A 20859-nucleotide genomic window follows, 5' to 3' on the forward strand; every position below is an offset into this window, starting at 1 on the left:
AGCCTGCGCGTGGGGTCGGCCCGGCTCAGCCGGCGAACAGCGGCGGCAACGCCAGCAGCATGACCAGCGACCAGGTGACGTGAGTCAGCATCGGCGCCAGGATGCCGCCCGAAGCCCGCCGTTGCAGGCCCAGGATCAAGCCCAGGGCGGCCGCAGCGAACACCAGCATCGGATTGCCGGTGGCCACCGTCACCACCGCGTAGATACCGGTGGAGGCCAGCACCGGGCGCCGCTGGCCCAGGGCGGCGTACAGCGCTCCTCGAAAGAAGATCTCCTCGGCGATCCCGTTGAGCAGCGTGACCGCGGCGACCAGCGGCAGCGACCCGTACCGGGCGTGGTCCAGAACGTCTTCGGTGAGCGCCCGCAGCGGGTCGATCTCACGCACCACCAGGGCGCCCAGCACGAACACCGCGGCGGCCGCCAGCCCGATGGCCACCGGCGTCAGCACGGGCCGGCGGAGCTCGCCCCGAAAGCTGATCCGGCCCAGATGCAGCGGGCCCGACCCCAGGCCCCCGATCAACCAGACCGCTGCCAACCCCGCCGTCAACGGGTAGAACGCCGGGTCCGCCGGTCGCACCGACAGCGACAGGCCGAGCATCAGCGCGCCGGCGACCAGCACCAGCGCGACCACCAGCCGGCGGCGCCGGAACGCGCTGTCGGGCTCGCGGTGATCGCGAGGCGCCTTGTCGACCAGGACTGGGCGCAGCAGGGCCGGCAGGTACCTCATCCGGCTCGCGGCAGCCGGCGCCTCGGTCCGGCGCCGGCCGCGGCCCGACGGGCCGCCAGCGCCTGCCGCACCGACTCGTCGTACCCGATCGTCGGACCGGGCGCCAGCCGCTGAATGGAGTTCTGCCGCACCACCACTTCGGTGGTCATCGAATCGACCAGGTTGCGGGCGGTCGCCAGGTTCACATCGGTCACCAGCGCCAGCCACGCCGAGGACAACCTCGGCGTCAGCAACGGCACCGGCAGCACCGGCAGCATCCGCTTGTGCTGTACCCGCGCCGCCCGTTGCAGCATGTCGATGTAGCGCAACACCTCGGGCCCGCCGATCTCGTACACCTGCCCGGCCGACTCGGGCGCCTGCAGCACAGCGACCAGGTAGCGCACCACGTCGGCCAGCGCGATCGGCTGGGTGCGGGTGCTCACCCACCGGGGCGCGATCATCACCGGCAGATGGTCCACCAGCTGCCGGGTGATCTCCCACGAGATCCCCCCGTGGCCGATCACGACCGCCGCCCGCAGGACGGTGACCGGCACGCCTGCCTCACCGAGCAGGGTCTCCACCGCGCGCCGGGAACGCAGGTGCGCCGACAGCTGCTGATCGTCGGCGCCCAGCCCGCCGAGATAGATGATGCGCCCGACGCCGGCCTCGGCGGCGGCGGCGCCGAACGCTCGGGCAGCCTGGGCGTCCACCTCTTCGAACTGGGCCGAGTCCAATGAATGCACAAGATAGTAAGCGGCTTCGACGCCTGCCAGCGGCTCCTGCAGGCTGGCCGGTCGGCCGACGTCGCCGGCCACCGGCTCGCCGGCGCCGAAGTAGCGCTCCGGATGCCGGGTCATCGCCCGGACCCGATAGCCGGCCACCTCCAGCGCTTGACACAGGTGTGAGCCGATGAATCCCGAGGCGCCGGTCACCAGCACGTCCGGTCCGGTCATGATGTCCCTGTCTCACCTCGCCTGGGTCTCACCTCGCCTGGCCGGGTTCACCTTGCCTGCCGGCCGCGGCTCTCATGCCGGCCGCGACCCTCGCGCCGGCCGCGGCCCTCTCGCCGGTCTGGCGTCGGACTGCTGCCGGCCTGCTGTCGGCTTCAGTGCCGGCCTTTCGGAAACTCGACTCCTGCACACCTGTTTAGTCGGCGGTCGGCGGCAAAGCAACTGACAAGCGCTGCACAAGTTATCGAGCTGCCGACTGGAGTAGCCGGAGCGCCGCCTCAAGGTCGTTGGCGAAACTGGCGCCCACCGGTAGCGCGCCCTGCTGCCAGCCCGAGCCGCCGACCACCAACCGCCGCGCCGGCCGGCTGCGGGTCAGCTCGGCGAGCTCTGCCAGCTCGTCCGGGCGGGCCGGCGCCCCGGCCTCGGCGTCCTGGCAGTGCCGCCACAGGAAGATCGCGCCGGCGGAGGTCCGGCGCGCCGCGGCGGCCACCGCCGTTGTGGGCACCCGGCCGCCCAGCAGTCGCAGCGGCACCCGCTGCTCGGCCAGCGCGGCCGCCAGCGCGTGCAGGGGCAGGGTGTGCTGCTCCTCGGGAGCGCAGGCCAGCAGCACCGGACGGCCGGGCACCGGCCGTGGCAGGAAGGCGCGGTAGGCCCGCAACGCGTCCATGACCGCTTCGCTGAGCACGTGCTCGACGTCCACGCCGGTGCGAACCCAGCGAACCCCGATCGACACCAGCACCGGGCGCAGCACCTCGTTCCAGGTGCGCACCGCGCCCCGGCTGACCAGCAGGTCCCCGATCTGACCGGCCGCGGAGTCGGCGTCCAGCCGGCTGGCAGCGCGCGCCAGCCCCCGAACCTCTGGCGAGGCGCCCGGCACCGCCAGCACCCGGCCACCAGGCCCTCCGCCGTGCTTGGGCCGCCGTCCCGTCGGAGCCGAGCGGGTGGTCGCCGGCCCGCCCGCGGGACGGGTCGGCGTCAGGCTGTGCTCGGGGTGGTCGCTCAGCACCGCTCGGGCGGCGGCAGCGGGCGCCTGGCCCCGGCTGACCAGCTCCTGCATGCGCAGCAACCGGTCGAGGTCGGCCTCGGTGTAGCGGCGGTGACCGCCGTCGCTGCGACCGCCAGGCGCAAGGCCGTAGCGACGCTCCCAGCTGCGCACGGTGGCAGGCGCCACGCCGAGGCGGCCGGCCGCGGCGCCCACCGACAGCAGCACACGACTGCCCTGGGGCGACTGCTGGATGGCGTCCGGCACTGGAGAATCATGCCTGATGCATTCAAGTTGAACAAGTTTCCAGGCATTCACAAGCCCTCGGGCGCGTCGAATTCGCCAGGGCTGGGCCGCTGAGCGGCGCCGCCGGGAGGCTCAGTGCGCGGTTCGATCCCGAGCGGCCGAGTACAGGTGGCTGTCCGGAAAGCCGGCCGCGGTCAGCACCCGGCCGACCACGATCACCGCGGTCCGCCGGATGCTGGCCTGCCGGACCTGCTCAGCGATGTCGGCCAGGGTGCCCCGCAGGATCTGCTGCTCGGGCCGGCTGGCGTAGGCCACCACCGCGACCGGGCAGTCCACGCCGTAGTTGCCGACCAGCTCGGCGACGACGGCCTCGATCCGCTGCACGGCCAGGTGCAGGACCAGGGTCGCCCCGCCGGCGCCGAGGCTGCCCAGCTCCTCCCCCGGCGGCATGGCGGTGGCCCGCTCGGCCGTCCTGGTCAGGATCACGCTCTGGCCGACCCCCGGGACGGTCAGCTCGCGGCCCAGCGCCGCCGCCGCCGCCGCGAACGCCGGCACCCCCGGGGTGATGTCATAGCCGACGCCGGCCTGATCCAGGCGCCGCAGCTGCTCGGCCACCGCGCTGAACAGCGACGGATCGCCGCTGCACAACCGGGCGACCTGGTGCCCGGCCTGGTCGGCGGCCACCAGCTCGGCGATGATCTGGTCCAGGCTCAGCTCGGCGGTGTCGACCAGCCGGGCGCCAGGCGGGCAGTGCTCGAGCACCTCAGCCGGAACCAGGCTGCCGGCGTACAGGCAGACCTGCGAGGAGGCCAGGATCCGCTGCGCGCGCAGGGTGATCAGGTCCGCCGCCCCCGGTCCGGCCCCGATGAAGTGAACCGTCACCGCGCTGCCTCCCGGTAGACCCCCTGCTTGGTGTGACTCCACTGGGTGACCGGCATGGCCGGCCGCCAGCCGGTGAACCCGCCGACCGGCTCAGCCCGCTGCACCGCGATCCGGATCAGCCGCCCGCCCAGCCGCCGATGCCAGTCCGCCAGCACGGCCTCGGTCTCCACCGTGACGCCGTTGGCCACCAGCCGGCCGCCGGGCGCCAGCGCTGCCTCACAGGCTTCCAGCACTCCTGGCCGGCTGACCCCGCCACCGACGAAGATCGCCTCCGGTCGCGGCAGGCCGTCCAGCGCCTGGGGCGCCTGCCCGGCCACCAGTCGCAGTCCCGGCACGCCCAGTGCCTGCGCGTTGGCCGCGATCCGCTCCAACCGGTCCGCACGGGCCTCGATCGCCACTGCCCGGCAGGACGGATGGCTGCGCATCCACTCGATGCCGACGCTGCCGCTACCGGCGCCGACGTCCCAGAGCAGTTGACCGGGCACCGGGGCCAGCGCCGCCAGGGTGATGGCCCGCACCTCGGACTTGGTGAGCTGGCCGTCGGTGTCGAAAGCCTCGTCGGGCAGCCCCGGCGAAGCCGGCAGCAGCGCGGCCCCCGGCACCGTGCGAACCTCGATCGCCAGGACCGCCAGCGGCTCGTCCGGTCGCGGTGACCAGTCTTCGGCATGGGAGCGCCACAGCCGTTCGGCGGGTCCGCCCAGCTCGCACAGCAGCGTCAACTCGCTGGGGCCCAGGCCTCGCTGACACAGCAACTGGGCCAGGGACGCGGCGTCAGCTGCCGAGCCGAGCAGCGCCAACAGCCGCCGCCCTGGCTGCAACAGCGGGTGCAGCGCGGCCATCGGCCGGCCCATCACGCTGACCACCTCGGTCTCCTCCAAGGGCCAGCCGAGCCGAGCGGCGGCCAGCGACAGCGAGGACACCTGCGGTATGACCTGGACGGACCCCGGGCCCAGCGAGCGCACCAGCGTGCCGCCGATGCCGTAGTGCATCGGATCGCCGCTGGCCAGCACTACCAGCCGGCGGCGGCCGCTCTCGGCGAGCAACCCGGGCAACGAGGCCAGCATCGGAGACGGCCAGGCGCGCCGCTCGGCCCGCAGGTGCGCGGGCAGCAGGCGCAGTTGGCGATCGCTGCCCAGCACCAGCTCAGCCTCGGTCAGAGCCGCCCGGGCTGGCGCGCCAAGCCCCTCCCAGCCATCGACGCCGATGCCGACCACCAGCACCCGGGGCTCGGTCGCCACCGGAGCGCTCTGGGCAGCCAGGTCGTGGGCGGCGTCATCGCCATCCCAGGCGTCGGCGGACTCGGTCGGGTCAGGCACAGCGTGCAGTCTGCCGCAGGCTCAGTCCTCGGTCAGCGAGGGCGCCCCAACCAACAACGGCAAGGACAGCGCCGCCAGCAAGGTCGCCAGCGCGCTGACCAGGACGCCGGTCAGCATGGTGAGCCCCGCCAGCAACCACAAGGCGCCCGGCGTCGAGCCGGCCAGCAGCGCGGTGACCCCCAAGCCCAGCGAGGCGCCCGCCGCCGAGCCGGCCAGTCCGATCAGCACCCCTTCGATGGTGATCAGCCGGCCCAGCTGCAGATTCGTCCACCCGACCGCCCGCAGCAGCGCCAGGTCCTCACGGCGCTCGCGCATGTTGAGGTAGCTGACATCGGCGACCGCGACCGCGGCGAGCGCCAGGGTGATGGCGACCGCGAGATAGTCGACCCGGCGGGCCTGCAGCGAGATCACATCACCGAGCAGGCTGCCCACCATGCTGCCGTGAAAGGCCATCGTGATCGCCAGCACCGTCGTCAGGCCTGCCGAGCCGAGGGCCACTGCCGCCATTCCCAGCCCCGTGCGGCCGGGGTCGCCACGCAGGTTCAGGTATGCCAACTGCAGCAGCCCACGCGGTGAGCCACCGCCGGCGCTGTCACCGCTGCCGGGGAGCGAACGCGGCCGTCCAGTCGCGAGGGCCCCGGACAGCGGCGCGGGCAGCGAAGCCCGCCACACCGGCCAGGCGGCGGCCAGCAGCGTGAGGACCAGCGCCGCGGGCACCGAGGCCAGTGCCCGGCCCGTGCTCACCGGCACGCCGAGCCCGCGGGCGCCGGCCAGCGCCGCCAGCGCTCCGAGCACTCCGGCGCTGACGCCGATCACCGCCATCTCGCCCAGCATCAGCCGCAGGAGCTGACCGCGGCTCCAGCCCAGGCAGCTCAGCGTCGACAGCTCCCTCCTGGGTGAGCGCGCGGCGGCCGCCGCGGCGTTGGCGATGAACACCCCGCAGACCACCAGCACCAGGACGAACAGCAACAGGCTCTTGCGGTCGATCGCCCGCAGGACCGTCACCGCCACTCCCTTGCGCTGCCACTGCTCGTACAGCTGCAGCTCCGGCCGTCCGGCCGAGCCTGCCGGCAGGAGGATGCGGCGGTTGGTCGGCGAGCTGCCGACCGTGACATCGACGTCCAGGCCGGTCGCGACCATGACCGCCTCGGCGACCAGCCGGACCCGCTCCCGGCTCACCGGGTCGACGCCGCGCACCCCCGCCACCCGGATCTTGACGGCGCTGATCGGCGCGGCGTCGCTGACGTTGTCAAAGACCGAGGAGTCGGTGAACACCGACGCCGCGTCCAGAGAGGTCAGCAGGGCCGGCGCGGGCAGCAGGTAGCCGGCGATGTTGCTGTCGGGCAACAGCGACCGGCCCTGCAGCAGCGCGCTGCTGGCCGGATCAGCCGGTGTCAACGGCGCGGTGCGGTACCCGCCCAACGCGTGGGCGCCTCCGTCCAGCCGCGACTGATCGAAGGCCCCGATGACGGCCAGTCGGGGTCCGGCGCTCGGGGTCTCGCCGGTGGCCAGGAACGGATGGTGGCTGAGCCGGCGGAATGCGGTGTCGGCCGCCTCCGGAGGCGCCGCGACGTAGGTGTGGACGTTCACCGGCGCCTTCCAGACACTCGCCGGGTTGGTGACCGGGCGCGGTCGCAACGAGCCGTCGGGCCCGGCGCCATAGCTGACCCGGCCGCTGGTCCAGTAACTGGCCACGATCGGGTCATCGGCATTGGGCCGCAGCCTGGTCGCCAGCAGGCGCTGGTAGGCGGTCTCGGCCGTGACGCGAAGGCTTGCGACCACGGCGCCCCGCTCCCGTTCCAGCAGCGCGTCCAGCCGCTCACTGGGCAGCCCGGCGCCGAACTCGGCGGTCGCCTCCGGCGTCAACCGCTCGATGCTGATCTCATCCTGCGCGTCGAAGCCTGCGTGCTCGGCCATCAGGACGGGCACGCTCTGGAGGCGCCGACCGGGCGCCATCCCATTCTGGGGGAGATAGCGGCCGCGGGTCACCGCTGAATCCAGCCCAGCCAACCTGGCTTCCTGCTCCGGGTCGATAGCCGCCAGCAGCAACGGGAAATTCCACTGCACCAGGATTCCGGCACGCCCCCGGGGCAGCAGCGTGAAGCCAGTGGCGTCCGGGCCGTTGGCCCGCGACCAGCAGGTGCCGTTGCGCTGGCTGCGCACCTCGAACGGCCCGCCGGTCGCCGGCAGTCGAATCGGGCAGACCAGCCGCGGTGTGCCGTCAGCTTCGGCTATCGAGACGCCTTGGGTGCGCGGATCGTCCTGCGCCGGCGCGCGCCGCACCGGCTGCGGGGTGACGTAGCTGTAGCTGATGTCCGGTTGCCGGAATTGGCTCAACCCCCGCGCGGTGAGCCGGCGGACGGAGGCGGTGAACAGCCGCTGCTCAGCCGGGCTGAGCTGGTCGGTGATGTCGATCGGGATGACGACGCTCTGTATCACGTAACCGACCATCGCGACCGGCGCGGCGACCTGCACCCCGTCCAGTTGTTGGATCTGACGCCATTGCCGCAGGGTGATGCCGCCGAACTGACCGGACAGGAAGTTGGCCCGCACCAGAGCTTGGCTCTTCTCGAGCTCGGTTCGGGAATTCGCCGGTCGCACCAGGATGTCGTAGCTCGAGATGGCCTCGGCGTCGACCTTGCCGCGCAGCTCCAGGCGTTGCTCTTCGACCTGCCCGGTGAGCACGATGAACGCGGTGCTGGCTGCCGCGACGCCTATGACCAGCGCTGTCCCCCGCAACCGATGGGCCCATAACCGCACCAGCAGCAGACGGATCACGGCTGCAGGCACCTGCGAGCAGCGTTCATCGGCTCAGTGTGACCCTTTCGTCCATAAGTGTCACTGCCGCTGCGGCAGCGGCAGGTCGAACACCGAGTTGCCTGCACCCAGCACCGTCCCGGCCTCGGAGACCAGCACGAAGGACGGGAACGAGGTGATGCGGTAGGCGGTGGCGATCGGCCCGCCTTCGGGCTCAGAGACGATGACGGCCAGCCGGGCCAACCGCTGCTCTATCTCAGCGGCGCGTGCGTTGACGTCCCCGACGATCACAGTGATGAGCTGTCTCGGGTCAGGCAGCTGGCTGGCATAGCCGATCATGGCGGGCAGCGCTAGCAGGCATCCCTGGCAACTGCTGGAGAGAAAGCCCAGCAGGTGGGTCTGACCGGCCAACTCGGCGGTGTCGAACAACGCCGCTGTGCTGGTGCGGGCGGTGAACGGCGGCGCCGGGCTGCCGATGTCGGGGCCGCTGTCAGGCAGCGCGAGGGCGTGACCCACCGCCGGCGCCGACGGGCCGGTGGGCAGCGAACGCAGAAGCAGCAGCGAGATCGCCAGCGCCAGGGTGGCGACCACCGACGCGTAGACCACCAGGACGGTGATGATCGTCATCGTAGGCCGCCGCCGGACAGGACCGAGCTCGACTCCACCGCCCGGCCTGCCCGGCGCCGGGTCGAGGACCGCTCAAGCAGCGCGCGCAACGGCCTGGCCTGGCTGACCAGCGTCGCGCCGACCAGAACCGTCAGGGCAGCGGCCAGCGCCACCGGCGCCGACGCCTGGGCAGCCGGCATACGCAGGCTCGCTGCCAGCAGGACCGCCGCGCCGGTCAGCGCGCCGTTTCGCAGCACGGTCGGCCAGCTGAGCGGCGAGTGCCCGGTCCCGAAGCAGTTGCAGGCGAACCCGCGCCGCTGGGCCACCAGCAGCGCGGAGCCGGCGGTGAGGCATCCGAATTCCAGCACCGCCAGCACCGCTGCGTGACGGACAGTCAGCGGCAACGCCAACCCGAGCGCGGTGAGCCCCTCTACGGCGACCCAGGCGCCGGCCACCAACCTGGCCCCGGGCAGCCGCAGACCGACCCGCAGCACGCGGGCGAACTCCTCCAGCTCCGAGCGGCGCCACAACTTGCCGAGGGCCGCGGCAGCCAGCACCAGGACCAACAGGCATCGAACGGACATCACGGCATAACTGAACACGGCACTTCCCCCGTCGTGTCGAAGTCCGAGTCTCAGCACTTGCTGCCGGTGTTCACCCATCCCTCGCAGTACCACGTGCAGTCCGAACGGAAATAGCACAACCGTCGTTGGTAGTCATGGGCGGAGTTGCACCTGTACTCATACATCTCATCCCGTGCGCAGCTATCGGTCGACAGTGACTTGGCGACTTCAGACCGCGTCGAAAAGATTTGGGCTGCTCGAGCAAGCAGAGCGGTCATTGCGGAATTCCTCGCCGTAGTAGTGTGATTCTTCGTCAGGACGTTATGCACTGAACTTACATATGGTCAAGATACATTGTGATTATTTATTCGTTCGTTTCGAGAAACTTACCTATTCGCGATCTGAAATGCGCCGTAGGGCGTGAAGGTCGCCGGCTGGCCGGCTCAGTCGCCCACGAGCGACTCAGCCGGGCCCGGCTTAATCGCCGCTGGCCGGCTCAGTAGTCGCTGGCCGGCTCAGTAGTCCCTTGCCGGCTCAGCCCGGCCCGGTGATCCGGCGCAGCGTGCTGTCGGGATCCGCTCCGGGGAGGTCATGGTCGCTGACCACTCGCCCGTCACGCAGACCCACCAGCCGCTGGCACTGGCTGGCCACCGTCGAATCGTGGGTGGCGAGGAGCATCGTCATGCCGTGCTCGGCCTGCAGTTCGCTCAGCAGGTCCAGAATCTCCTCACCGGTCCGGGAGTCGAGGTTTCCGGTCGGCTCATCGGCCAGCAGCAGTCGTGGCCGGTTCACCAGCGCCCGGGCGATGGCCACCCGCTGTTGTTGGCCGCCGGAGAGCTCCCGGGCGAGGACGGCGGACTGGTCGGCCAGCCCGACGGCCGCCAGCAACTCATGACCGCGCTTCTGTTTGTCGAAGTCGACTCGTAGTGGCAACACAGGAGTTATGACGTTGTCCAGCGCCGAAAGGTTGCTTAGCAGGTGATAGCGCTGAAAGACGAACCCGACGCTGCCTCGATAGGTCGCCGATTGCTTGCCGGACAGCTCCGCAATGTTGACGCCGTCGACATGGATGCTGCCGGAATCCGCAATCTCCAGACCGCCGACCAGCTGGAGGAGGGTGGACTTTCCCGCTCCGGACGGCCCAGTGACTGCAACGATTTGACCCGGCAGGATAGTGAGTGAGACCTGTGCCAGTGAGGTCACGGTGGCCCGGCCCTGCCGCCGGGTCTTGGTCACCTCAGCCAGCTCGACGAGTGCGCCTGCCTGGGTCGCGGAGGACGTACCGGCTGGAACCACCATCTTCTCATCATCCTCCCGGCCCAAAGGCTGCGGTCTGCGCCACTGCGCCCTCGTGACCAAAGCGTTGCCCCTATAGTGGGCGAGTGGCTATCCAACACGCGGTGTTGTCCTTTCTCGCCGATGGGCCCAGCTACGGCTATGAAATCAAGACGAATTTCGAGAAAGCGGTTGGCCCACAATGGGGCGGGCTCAATATCGGTCACGTCTACCAAATTCTGGAACGGCTCAGCCGCGATGGCCTGGTGACCTCTCGGACTGTGTCCCAGGAAGTCCGGCCCGACCGCACTGTCTACAAAATCACTGCCGCCGGACGGCGTGAACTCGACGGCTGGCTGGCTGAGCCCACCACTCGGACCGCGGGTTACCGCGACGACTTCATCCTGAAGATCCTGGCTGCCGGCCGGCGCAGCGAGGAACAGGTGCACGAGGTCTGCCGCACCCAGCGCGATGCTCGCATGGCTGAGCTGCAGACCCTGCGAGCGCTGCGCCGCCAGCACAAGGACGAGCCGTTGGCCTCGCTGACCATCGAGGCAGCCATCCTCGGCGTGCAGGCTGATCTCAAGCTGATCGAGTTCGCCGACGCCAACGCCGCACGCCCGTTGCTGGCCGCCAGCACGGCCGACCGCGCGACGAAGCCGGCCGAAAGCCGTCGCGCAGCCGGTCAGTGACCCCAGGCCTGCGGGCAGCGGCTGAGTCTGCGACCTCGCTCACGCTGGCCAGCGCCGTCGGGGCGGCGGTCATCTCACTGCTGGTCGCGATCGGCACCCAGGTCGCCCTCAGCGTGCGAGAAAGCCACGCCCGTCGCTACCAGCGCAGGCGTGCCGCGCTGACCGACGCCCAGGACGCCGCGCTGGCCCTGCGAGGCAGGGTTCAGGATTACGGGGCGATCAGCCGCGCCCAGGCCGGGCAGCCCTCACCAGAACTGGAACAGGCCGAGCGCCGCTTCGTCGATGCCCGTGCGCTGCTCGAGGTCACCCTCAGCCGGGTGGACGATCCGGCGGTGACGGCAGCCGCGCAGCGCTGGCGCTCGGCGGCGGAGATCAGCTTCATCAGCTCGGCCGATCTGTCGGCGGCGCAGGAGCAACAGCATTGGCAGGATCTGAACGCCGCGATCGGCAGCGCGTTGCGAAGCAAGGACGGCGTGTCGGCAAGGCCTGGCTCCCCCGGCCGGCCCAACCGGTGACGGTCTGACCAACCAGCGGAAAGACCTCGGCGACTCGCCCGCGACGCTCAGCTGGCGGCAGCGGTTCGGGGAAGCTCTTGGGCCAGGTCGAAGCGGTCGGTGACGTGCAGTTCGCGGGCGGCCGAGGTGGCGTATTCGGCGAAGTCGGCAGGCGCGCCGACCAACAACACAGAAGTGGCCTGCTCTTCCACCAGTAACCGCTCGATGAGTTGATAGGCGAAGGATGTCGTGCCCGACAGCAACTTGGTGGCGTCGACCACCACGTCTTGCCCGCCCACCGCGCCGATCGTCTTCACCATGTCATCGGCGTAATCGCGACCGGCCACCAGTCGCGGCAACGGCAATACTCGAACGCCCACGACTTCCCCCTCAGCATGTCAGCATCGTCCACGATCTGCCTGCCGGCGGCCTAGCATGTCGGCGGCTCAGGAGTCAACGATAGCGTCATTGTTTCACCTCCCCGCCCAGTCGTACAGCTTCTGGCTGCGGTGTCGGGCGCCGCTCACCGGAACCCAGCCCTCGAACATCGTCCCGACGAAGCCGTTTGCCAGCTCCGCGTGCCGGCGTCCGCGGGCATCGGCGGTGGCCAGCGCTGACCCGCTGGCCAGCAGCACCTCACCGCCCAACCGGCTCACCACCGTCACCGCGGTCGGCAATCCGGTGCCTCGTCCGGGGCCCTGCTTTCTGCTGGCGCCCGACAGGGCCATGGTGATGGCCATCCGGTCGTCCTCGGCGCCCTGGCTGATCAGCGTGCCCAGCAAGCCTGCGCCGGCGTCGGCGACGGCGAAGCGCAGCACTCCCTGCGACGGCAGGGTCTGGGCCGCCATGAAGCCGACCGTTCCGGAGTGCTCGCAGACGTTGGCCCCGATCTCTGCCAGCGCGGTGTGCAGCGCGCGAGCGATCTCGACGTCGTGGCCGGCGATCCGGTCGTGGACCAGCCCGCTCAGTTGGCGGACGTCGCTGCCAGTGGCCAGCTCGGTGACCTCGAGCAGGCTGTCGCTGCGGTCGTGCTCGCGCTCGCTCACCGGCAGATCGTGGCTACCGCCGAAATGCTCGACGATGGCCCCCAGACGCATCCGGGAGGCATACCCCGCGGGGTTGCCGCGCAGCCCTGTCAACCGCAGCCGAGAACCGCGGGCAGAGGCCAGCTCGGCAATGGCGGCCGCGCCGACCAGGTGCAACGGATCGAGCCAGGACAGGCCGCTGAGGTCGAGCACCACCCCGCCGTCGACGACCTGGACCGCCAACGACCGCAGGCGGGCCGCTGGCGTCGGCCTTGTCACTGACTCGTCTCCTCATGTGCTGCCGGATAAGCAGTTGCGACCATACGGCTACGGTCTGTCACTAACGCCGCGACGTCGCCGAACCCTTGTGGAGACAGCGCACGGCGGGGGGACGAGCTGAGGCCGGAGCCGGCGGACCCAGGCCCGGATCTGGGGCCGGATCTGGGGCCGAAAACGCCTTGGACCGCAGACCGGAGGGCGGCCGGCCCGACACCGGGCCGGCCGGGGTCAGCGACGCCGCCGGTCGCGCCGATCGAAGCGGGCAAGCCCCGAGTTCAGCGAGTTCAGCCTACGGGCGGTGGGCGAGCCGGGATCGCGCCGTGCGGCCGAGGCCGAAGCGCGTCGCAGCGCCGCGCGCAAGGCCGGCACCGCGATGGCGAGCAACAGCCAGGTACGCAAGCGGGACGACAGCAAAACCCACACGATGACCTCCAAGATTCGACAGGTGTTGCCTCCAACCTAGTGACTCGGCCGTCTGCGAGGTGGCGGCCGGGTCCGCAACCGGTGATAGACGATTCGGCTAGGGTGGCTGTACCGCGCAGGCCGGCGTGCTTGCCAGTGCCGCTCGCCAGCGCCCTGATCGCGCATCCCGCGATCGACGACGGCGCCTCGGCGACGACGGCGTCAGGAGGATGGGATGAAGCGCGGTTCCGGTTCGCCGGGCGGTGAGCCGGCACGGCCGTTGGCGCCGCTGCCCAGAGTGACCCCGATGCTCGCCGTCGCGGGCGCTTTGCCCAGCGCCGCCGAGGACGAGCAATGGGGCTATGAGACCAAGTGGGACGGCGTCCGGGTGCTGGCCTTCGTCGAAGGCGGCCGGATCCAGCTGCGCTCGCGCAACGACCTCGACATCACCGTCAGCTATCCGGAGCTTGCCGGACTGGGCTCGCGGCTGGGCGACAGCCGGGTCATCCTGGACGGCGAGGTGGTCGCCTTCGGCCCGGACGGCCGGCCGAGTTTCTCCAGGCTGCAGAAGCGGATGCATGTCGGGCAGGCCGCCGAGGCGCACCGCCTCAGCGGCGTCGAGCCGGTCCGGTACCTGGTCTTCGACCTGCTGCACCTGGACGGCTCCGCCACCCTCGAGCTGCCCTACCGGCGACGTCGAGAGCTGTTGGAGGGGCTGAACCTCGACGGCGCGAGCTGGCACTGCCCGCCCTACTTCGCCGGCAACGGGTCGATGCTGTTGCAGGCCAGCCAGGAGCTCGGCCTGGAAGGCGTGGTGGCCAAGCGGCTGACGAGCGCGTACCGGCCGGGCCGGCGCTCACCGGACTGGCGCAAGATCAAGAACCTCCGCACCCAGGAAGTCGTCGTTCTCGGCTGGCAGCCGGGCAACGGCCGACGGGCCGGCACCATCGGATCGGTGCTGGTCGGCGTGCCCGGCGTCGGGGAGTCCGCAGCTGCCGGGCTGCGCTACGCAGGCAAGGTCGGGACCGGCTTCACCGAGGCGGCCCTGCGCGCCCTGCACCAGCAGCTGGGACCGCTGGCTCGTCCGAGGCCGGCCCTGACGGCCCCGCCACCGCGGGCCGACACCGTCGGCGCCCAGTGGGTCCAGCCCCAGCTGGTCGCCGAGGTCACCTTCAGCGAATGGACCTCCGACGGCCGGCTGCGGCACCCGGTCTGGCGTGGGCTGCGGCCCGACAAGTCGGTTACCGAGGTCCGGTTGGAGAGCTGAGCGCTCTCAGGCCTGCAGTTCGGTGAGCACCAACGGCAGCTGATCGAGCAGTTCGCGGGCCAGAAAGCCCAGCGAGCCGACTCGCGCGGCCAGCCGGTCACCGGCTGCGGCATGCAGGTACGTGGCCCAGCACGTCGCCTGGGGCAGCTCCACCCCACGGGCCAGCAGGCCGACCAGCGCCCCGGCCAGCACGTCGCCGCTGCCAGAGGTCCCCAATCCGGAGTGGCCGGCCGGCGCCTGCCAGCGGTCACCGGCGGGTGTGACTATCTGGTTGTCGCTGCTGAGCACCGCCGCGTAGCGCTCGGCAAGCCAGCGCTGAGGGTCATCCGCGCCGTCGGAGTCAGCGCCGTCGGAGTCCGCGCCGTCGGAGTCCGCGCCGTCGGAGTCAGCGCCGTCGGAGCCCGCGCCGTCGGGCTGCTCTTGGGCCGCGGCGAGCAGCCGCTCCAACTCGCTGTGGTTGGGGGTGAGCACCAGCCGGCCGCGCAGGGCCGCCAGGGTGGATCGCGACAACCGGCTCAGGGCCCCGATGGCGTAGGCGTCGAGCACGATCGGCAGGTCATCGGGGGCGGCCGCCACCACGCCGGTGATCAGCTCAGCGGTCTCGGCGACGTCATCGAGCCCCGGCCCGATCAGGATCGCGGCGATGCTGCCCAGCGCGGACTCCAGCACCTCGGCCGAGCCCCCTGCCACCGAGCCGGCCGGGGTCTCGGGCAACCAGAGCACCGCGGACTCGGGCACGGCTGCGGCCACCGGGCCGGCCACCGACTGGCCCACCGCCAGGGTGAGCACTCCGGCGCCGACCCGCAGCGCCGCCAGGCCGGCCAACATCGCAGCACCCGGCGCGGTGCGGGCGCCGCCGACCACCAGCACCCTGCCTCGGCTGCTCTTGTCTCCCTCGGGCACCGGCAGCGGCCAGTCCCGCAGGCTGGCCGGCGTCAGGATGTGCTCAACGGGCGGCATCGATCTCTCCCGGGTGCTCGGTTGCTGGGGCGCCGAAGGCCTCCAAGTGCTGCTGGTCGTTGTACACAGCCGTTCGCCAGCCGGGTTCACCGTCCTGGCGGACCAACCGGCTCACCGAGGCGTTGCTGACCGAGCCGCTGCGCGCGATCTCGAAGACGCTGTCCTCATCAAGCTGTTCGCAGACGTAGCGAAACAGCAGGATGACCGCGTCGTGGGAGACGATCAGCTGCCGGCCGCGCGCCGGTCCGCGCTCCAGATCGGCCATGAAGGCCCTGATCCGCAGCACCAGGTCCACCCAGGACTCGCCGCCGGGCGGCCGGTAGTAGAACTTGCCGAGCCAGCTGCGCCGCTGTGCCTCAGCCGGGAACTGGGCGCCGACGCCCCGCTTGGTGAGCAGGTCCAGCACCCCCAGTTCGCGGTCGCGGATCCGCTCGTCCTGACGCGGCGCCGGCGGGTCGGTCAGTTCGGCCAGCGCCGTCAGCGCGGTCTGGCGGGCTCGCAGGTAGGGCGAGCACCACACTCCGTCGGGCCGTCGGGCGGGGTCCTCGGCCAGCCATCGGCCCACCGCCCGCGCCTGCCGCGCTCCCAGTTCCGACAGCGGCACGTCGGCGTCGCGCATGGGCATCGCGATCGACAGCGCACCCGTCGACTCGGCCTCTTCACGGGCTACGTTGCCGACGCTCTCACCGTGCCGGACCAGGATCAGCTCTGTCACCGCCATGGCGCCGACCCTAGCGGGCCGGACTGCGGGCTCGAGGCAGCGGCTCAGTGTCGGCGGTGCGCCACCGGTGCGCTCAGTGCCGGCGGGCCGCGTCCGCCGGATCCAGACCGGTCTCGTTCACCCGCAGCGCGATCTCACGCAATTTGAGCTGGCTGAACTGCGATGCCTCGACCAGCAGGTCGAACGCGGCTGTCGGTCCGAGCCGGTGCCGTTCCATCAGGATGCCGACCGCCTGCCCGATGAGCTGCCGGTTCTGGATGGCCGCCTGCAGGTTGGCCTCGTTGTCGACCCTGGCCAGCGCGATGCCCACCTGCGCTGCCAGCACCTGCACAAGGGCGTCAGCAGTGGAGTCGAAGGCGTGCGGCCTGCTGGAGTACAGGTTCAGCGTGCCCAGCACGCCCCGTGCGGTGGTGAGCTGGCTGGCCAGCATGCTGCCCGCGCCGAGCGCCCGTGCCCGAACGGCCCAGGCCGGCCAGCGGGTCTCGGCGCTCAGGTCATCGATCCGCAGCACCTGCCCTTCCGGCAACGCCTGCAGGCATGGCCCCTCACCGAGCTGGCACTGAGCGCGGTCGCACTCGGTCGCCAGCTCACCGGTCGAGCTCGGGCTTTGCCCGATGCCGTCCTCGTCCACCAGGCAGATGCTTGCCTGCTCGGCTCCGGACACCGCGTGGCCGGCCGCCCGCACCGCCTGGTCGAGCACCTCCTGGGCGCTGCGCCGGCCGGCCAGCACAGCCGCCAGGTTGGACAGCTCCGTCAGCAGGTCGGGCGGCGGCTGAGCAGTCGAGCCCTTGCCCTGCGACCAGGCGTCGGTGTCAGGCGCGGCTGCCGCCGGCGCGCTGCCCAGGCCGGGCGGACGGTCCTGCGACACCGGCCGCAGCTGCCAGCTCAGCGTGGCGCCGTCAGCTCGCTCGGTCACCGAGCAGGCGGTCACCTCGACCTCCAGCAGGCTGCCGTCGGACCGGACCAGCCTGGCGCGACAGGTCGCCGGTTCGCTGCTGGAGCGTTTGAGCTGGGACAGCACCGTCCGGATGCGGCCGCGGTCCTCGACGGCGAACTTGGCGGCCAATGGCCGTCGCCACGGCACCGGCGAGGGGCCCAGCAGCATCTCGGCGGCCGGGTTGAGCTGTCCCACGACGCCGTGCTGGTCGGTGAGCAGGTAGGCCGCGCCGGCCGCGGCCAGCAGCCGCTCGTATTCGGCCTGCGAGCGCAGCAGCGCTTCCCGGCCGGCTTCGAGCTCTTCATGTTGGGCCCGCAGCTCGGCATCGGCCACCACCAGCTGATCGGCCAACTCAGCCAGCTCGGCCAGCACCTCGGCGTCCAACCCCGACCCCGACGCTCCGGCCAGGGTCAGCACCCGTCGTCGAGTCGTCAACTCGGCGAGAAATCGGCTCAGCTCTGGCTCAGCGACCACCATCGCGCACCCCTCCGCTGCCTGCTGTTCGGCACACCTGCTGCCTGTTCGGCACATCTGCTGCCTGTTCGGCACATCTGCTGCCCTGCGCCCGCTGGCAGCAAGCGCTCACTCTAGGAGAAACCGGGCAACCCACTATTTTCGTCGCGCGGGTGGAGGGCGGTCAAGCCGGCGCCGGCCAGGGTGTGCCGCTGGCAGAAATCCGACCGGCATGATCGGATGGGCCCAGCGAGACAACGCGCCCGCGATCTGTGCCAGCGCACAGCGCAACCGAGGGTCAGCCAGAGGACGGCAATGCCTTACGACCTGGTGGTGATCGGCGCGTCCGCGGGGGGGTCGAGGCGCTGAAGAAGCTGGTGTCGGCGCTGCCTGAGGATCTGCCGGCCGCGGTGCTGGTGGTTCTGCACGTGCCCTCCTACGGCGGCAGCGTCCTGCCGGCGATCCTCGATCGGGCCGGGCGGTTGCCGGCCAAGCACGCCGCCTCGGGCCAGGCCATCGCCACCGGTCAGATCCTGGTGGCGCCGCCCGACCACCACCTGTTCGTCGAGGGCACTCGGGTGCTGCTGACCCGGGGATCGCGCGAGAACGGCCACCGGCCGGCCATCGACGTGCTGTTCCGCTCCGCGGCCCGGGCGCGTGGCTCCCGCGTGATCGGAGTGGCGCTCTCCGGGGTGCTTGACGACGGCGCCGCCGGCGCAGTGGCGATCCGTCAGCACGCAGGCCTGGTGCTGGTGCAAAATCCCTCCGACGCCGGTTACCCGGCGATGCCTGAGAGCGTCCTGGCGCACCTCACTCCGGATCACGTGGCCGACGCCGCCGAGCTCGGCCGGCTGATCGACCAGCTCTGCCGGGCGGCTGGCGGGGGCGGCCTGGCCGAGCGTTCCCCGGCGGCAGGGCAGGACCCGCCCGCCGGTCTGATCGACACCGAACTGGGCATGGCCGCGCTCTCGGGTGAGACCCATGACAACCCCGACCGACCGGGCTCGCCGTCCGGTTTCTCCTGCCCGGACTGCGCCGGCACGCTGTTCGAGTTCTCCGACGGGGTGTTGACCCGCTACCGGTGCCGGGTCGGGCATGCCTGGTCGCCGCAGAGCCTGCTGGGCGAGCAGGCGCTGCAGTTGGAGACCGTGCTGTGGATGGCGCTGCGCAGCCTGGAGGAGAAGGCGGCGCTGGCCGGGCAGCTGGCGGCCAGGGCCCACACCCGGGGCAGCCGGCTGAGCGCCGGCCGCTTCAGCGCCCAGGCCCAGGACGCCACCCGAGCCGCCGGGCTGATCAGGCGGTTGCTGAGTCCGCTCCCGAAACCGACAAGGCGCCCACAGCAGATGTCGACGGACAACTAGGTTGAGATCCGTGACAGGTTCCCAGCATCTTGAGTCCTCCGGGAGCGGCGACGACGCCGGAGCAGACGGCGCTGACCTCAGCCCAGCCTTCGACAGGCTGCTGGACTACCTCAAAGACGTCCGAGGCTTCGACTTCACCGGTTACAAGCAAGCCAGCCTGATGCGCCGGGTGCAACACCAGATGCAGCGGGTCGGCATCGTCGATTTCGAGCAGTATCACGACTACCTCCAGGTGCACCCCGAGGAGTTCACCCAGCTCTTCAACACCATCCTGATCAACGTCACCGGGTTCTTCCGCGACCGCGAGGCCTGGGACCTGCTGGCCAGCGACCTGGTGCCAGGACTGCTCGGCCAGCTGGGCGGCAGCGAGCCGATCAGGCTGTGGAGCGCCGCCTGCGCCTCGGGGCAGGAGGCCTACAGCATGGCGATGCTGTTCGCCGAGGCGCTCGGACGGGAGAAGTTCCGGACTCGGGTGAAGATCTATGCCACTGACGTCGACGAGGAGGCGCTGAGCTTCGCTCGGTCAGCCAGCTACACCGAGCGCGAGCTGGCCGACCTGCCCGAGGGCTACCGGGAGCGTTACTTCCAGCCGGCCGGAACCAGGTTCCAATTCGACCCCGAACTGCGGCGCAGCGTGATCTTCGGCCGCAACGACCTGCTGCAGGACGCTCCGATCTCGCGGATCGACCTTCTGGCCTGCCGCAACGCGCTGATGTACTTCAACGCCGAGACCCAGGCTCGGATCGTGTCCCGGCTCGGGTTCGCGCTGAAGCCGCAGGGAGTGCTTTTTCTCGGCAAGGCCGAGATGCTGCTCAACCACAGCGCCGCCTTTGAGCCGATCGACCTCAAGCGCCGATTCTTCCGCAAACGGGCCTCCTCCCCGGCGGGCCTGAGCGCGGCGCGCGGCCTGCGCGGGTCGGCCGACAGCCTGGCGGAGGCGGCCGAACGCGGCCAGCTGTTGTCCGAGGCCTTTGTGCACAGCCCGGTCGCGCACATCGTGATCGACCACGAGAACCGGGTCCGACTGGTCAACCAGGCGGCCGGCGCCACCTTCGGCCTCGGCGCCCGGGACGTCGGCCGTGACTTCTCCGAGCTGGAGATCTCCTACCGGCCGGCCGAGCTGCGCTCCCACATCACCGAGGTCACCGCATCCCGGCAGCCGGTCTGGTTACGCGGCATCGAGTGGCACCGCTCGCCCACCGACGTGACCTTCCTCGACATCCAGGTGCTGCCGCTGACCGGCGCCGTCAACCGGCTGCTCGGGGTGTCGTTGATGTTCAATGACGTGTCACGGTTCCGGCGTTTGAACGACGAGCTCGAGGCCACCAACCGGCAGCTTGAGACGGCCTATGAGGAACTGCAGTCCACCAACGAAGAACTCGAGACCACCAACGAAGAGCTGCAGTCCACCGTGGAGGAGCTGGAGACCACCAACGAGGAGCTGCAGTCCACCAACGAAGAACTCGAGACCACCAACGAGGAGCTGCAGTCCACCAACGACGAGCTGCACGTCATCAACCAGGAACTGCAGGCTCGGACGGCCGAGGTCAACTCGCTGAACCGGCTTCTGGAATCAGTGCTCAGCAGCCTGACCGCCGCGGTGGTCGTGCTCAGCCCCGAGCTGACGGTGCGCGCCTGGAACCGCCAGGCCTTCCAGATGTGGGGCCTGCGGGAGGACGAGGCGTTGGGGCAGCACCTGCTGAGCCTCGACATCGGATTGCCGACCGAGGAGTTGCGAGCTGTGGCGCGCGAGGTCGCCTGCGGTGAGCGCGAGCGCGCCGAGCTGAGCCTGCAGGCCATCGACCGGCGCGGCCGTTCGGTGTCGCTGCGAGTGACCGTGACCACGCTGGCCGGGCCCGGTCCTGAGCACGGCGGCAACGACGGCGCTCTGCTGTTGATGGAGGAGGCCCCCGGATGGCCGCGCGGGGGCGACACCTGATCCGGCCTGAACGCCAGGTCGACTCGACCGGTAATCCAGGACTGCC

20 protein-coding genes are annotated in these 20859 nt (G+C 71.0%); 6 read left to right on the plus strand and 14 right to left on the minus strand.

Annotation, left to right across the window (positions count from 1 at the left end; translation table 11 throughout):
- Positions 1 to 25: 25 nt before the first annotated feature.
- From VGB75_00630 to VGB75_00670, 9 genes are all read right to left on the minus strand, one after another.
- The gene (locus tag VGB75_00630) at positions 26 to 727 is read right to left on the minus strand and encodes a type II CAAX endopeptidase family protein (GenBank protein ID HEY0165520.1); all 702 of its coding nucleotides are present in this window, start codon (positions 725 to 727) and stop codon (positions 26 to 28) included.
- Complete coding sequence (locus tag VGB75_00635; GenBank protein ID HEY0165521.1) at positions 724 to 1659, minus strand: NAD(P)H-binding protein; 936 nt, start codon at positions 1657 to 1659, stop codon at positions 724 to 726. The genes VGB75_00630 and VGB75_00635 overlap by 4 nt, the downstream gene beginning before the upstream one ends.
- Positions 1660 to 1897: 238 nt before the next feature.
- Positions 1898 to 2905, minus strand: a complete 1008-nt coding sequence (locus VGB75_00640) for a MerR family transcriptional regulator (GenBank protein HEY0165522.1) — start codon at positions 2903 to 2905, stop codon at positions 1898 to 1900.
- Between the two features lie 111 nt (positions 2906 to 3016).
- On the minus strand, positions 3017 to 3766 hold the full coding sequence (cobM, locus tag VGB75_00645; protein ID HEY0165523.1) for a precorrin-4 C(11)-methyltransferase: 750 nt from the start codon (positions 3764 to 3766) through the stop codon (positions 3017 to 3019).
- On the minus strand, positions 3763 to 5082 hold the full coding sequence (gene cbiE / locus VGB75_00650; protein HEY0165524.1) for a precorrin-6y C5,15-methyltransferase (decarboxylating) subunit CbiE: 1320 nt from the start codon (positions 5080 to 5082) through the stop codon (positions 3763 to 3765). Before cbiE ends, cobM begins: the two co-directional genes overlap by 4 nt.
- A gap of 21 nt (positions 5083 to 5103) precedes the next feature.
- Positions 5104 to 7860: an FtsX-like permease family protein gene (locus VGB75_00655; protein HEY0165525.1), complete on the minus strand. Its 2757-nt coding sequence runs from the start codon at positions 7858 to 7860 to the stop codon at positions 5104 to 5106.
- A 60-nt stretch (positions 7861 to 7920) separates the two neighbouring features.
- Positions 7921 to 8466, minus strand: a complete 546-nt coding sequence (locus VGB75_00660; protein HEY0165526.1) for a hypothetical protein — start codon at positions 8464 to 8466, stop codon at positions 7921 to 7923.
- A complete protein-coding gene (locus VGB75_00665) occupies positions 8463 to 9029 on the minus strand; it encodes a MauE/DoxX family redox-associated membrane protein (protein HEY0165527.1) in 567 nt (188 codons plus the stop codon). Before VGB75_00665 ends, VGB75_00660 begins: the two co-directional genes overlap by 4 nt.
- Positions 9030 to 9542: 513 nt before the next feature.
- Complete coding sequence (locus VGB75_00670) at positions 9543 to 10307, minus strand: ABC transporter ATP-binding protein (protein HEY0165528.1); 765 nt, start codon at positions 10305 to 10307, stop codon at positions 9543 to 9545.
- 83 nt (positions 10308 to 10390) lie between these two features.
- Between VGB75_00670 and VGB75_00675 the strand changes: the two genes are divergently transcribed.
- Complete coding sequence (locus VGB75_00675) at positions 10391 to 10975, plus strand: PadR family transcriptional regulator (GenBank protein ID HEY0165529.1); 585 nt, start codon at positions 10391 to 10393, stop codon at positions 10973 to 10975.
- Positions 10972 to 11490 (plus strand): hypothetical protein, encoded by a 519-nt coding sequence (locus tag VGB75_00680; GenBank protein HEY0165530.1) that lies wholly within the window; start codon positions 10972 to 10974, stop codon positions 11488 to 11490. Before VGB75_00675 ends, VGB75_00680 begins: the two co-directional genes overlap by 4 nt.
- Positions 11491 to 11537: 47 nt before the next feature.
- On the opposite strand, the gene VGB75_00685 is transcribed toward VGB75_00680, so the two are convergent.
- Both VGB75_00685 and VGB75_00690 read right to left on the minus strand, forming a co-directional pair.
- Positions 11538 to 11849 carry a hypothetical protein gene (locus tag VGB75_00685; GenBank protein ID HEY0165531.1) on the minus strand — a complete coding sequence of 104 codons (312 nt, stop codon included), beginning with the start codon at positions 11847 to 11849 and terminating at the stop codon, positions 11538 to 11540.
- Positions 11850 to 11942: 93 nt separating this feature from the next.
- Positions 11943 to 12773, minus strand: coding sequence for a hypothetical protein (locus tag VGB75_00690; GenBank protein ID HEY0165532.1), 831 nt, complete (start codon positions 12771 to 12773; stop codon positions 11943 to 11945).
- A 298-nt stretch (positions 12774 to 13071) separates the two neighbouring features.
- Here VGB75_00690 and VGB75_00695 point away from each other — a divergent pair, with 298 nt between their 5' ends.
- The gene (locus tag VGB75_00695; GenBank protein ID HEY0165533.1) at positions 13072 to 13236 is read left to right on the plus strand and encodes a hypothetical protein; all 165 of its coding nucleotides are present in this window, start codon (positions 13072 to 13074) and stop codon (positions 13234 to 13236) included.
- A 174-nt stretch (positions 13237 to 13410) separates the two neighbouring features.
- A complete protein-coding gene (gene ligD, locus VGB75_00700) occupies positions 13411 to 14442 on the plus strand; it encodes a non-homologous end-joining DNA ligase (protein HEY0165534.1) in 1032 nt (343 codons plus the stop codon).
- A 6-nt stretch (positions 14443 to 14448) separates the two neighbouring features.
- Here the strand turns inward: ligD and VGB75_00705 are convergent, their stop codons facing one another.
- From VGB75_00705 to VGB75_00715, 3 genes are all read right to left on the minus strand, one after another.
- Entirely contained in the window at positions 14449 to 15402 is a 954-nt protein-coding gene (locus VGB75_00705; GenBank protein HEY0165535.1) for an ADP/ATP-dependent (S)-NAD(P)H-hydrate dehydratase, read from the minus strand.
- Positions 15389 to 16123 (minus strand): histidine phosphatase family protein, encoded by a 735-nt coding sequence (locus VGB75_00710; GenBank protein HEY0165536.1) that lies wholly within the window; start codon positions 16121 to 16123, stop codon positions 15389 to 15391. Before VGB75_00710 ends, VGB75_00705 begins: the two co-directional genes overlap by 14 nt.
- 73 nt (positions 16124 to 16196) lie before the next feature.
- Entirely contained in the window at positions 16197 to 17537 is a 1341-nt protein-coding gene (locus VGB75_00715) for a GAF domain-containing protein (protein ID HEY0165537.1), read from the minus strand.
- A 248-nt stretch (positions 17538 to 17785) separates the two neighbouring features.
- On the opposite strand from VGB75_00715, the gene VGB75_00720 reads away from it, so the two are divergent.
- Complete coding sequence (locus tag VGB75_00720) at positions 17786 to 18874, plus strand: chemotaxis protein CheB (GenBank protein ID HEY0165538.1); 1089 nt, start codon at positions 17786 to 17788, stop codon at positions 18872 to 18874.
- Between the two features lie 10 nt (positions 18875 to 18884).
- Positions 18885 to 20813: a CheR family methyltransferase gene (locus VGB75_00725; protein HEY0165539.1), complete on the plus strand. Its 1929-nt coding sequence runs from the start codon at positions 18885 to 18887 to the stop codon at positions 20811 to 20813.
- Positions 20814 to 20859: the final 46 nt, after the last annotated feature.

It is taken from the genome of Jatrophihabitans sp., assembly GCA_036399055.1.
In the GTDB taxonomy this organism is placed as follows: domain Bacteria; phylum Actinomycetota; class Actinomycetes; order Mycobacteriales; family Jatrophihabitantaceae; genus Jatrophihabitans_A.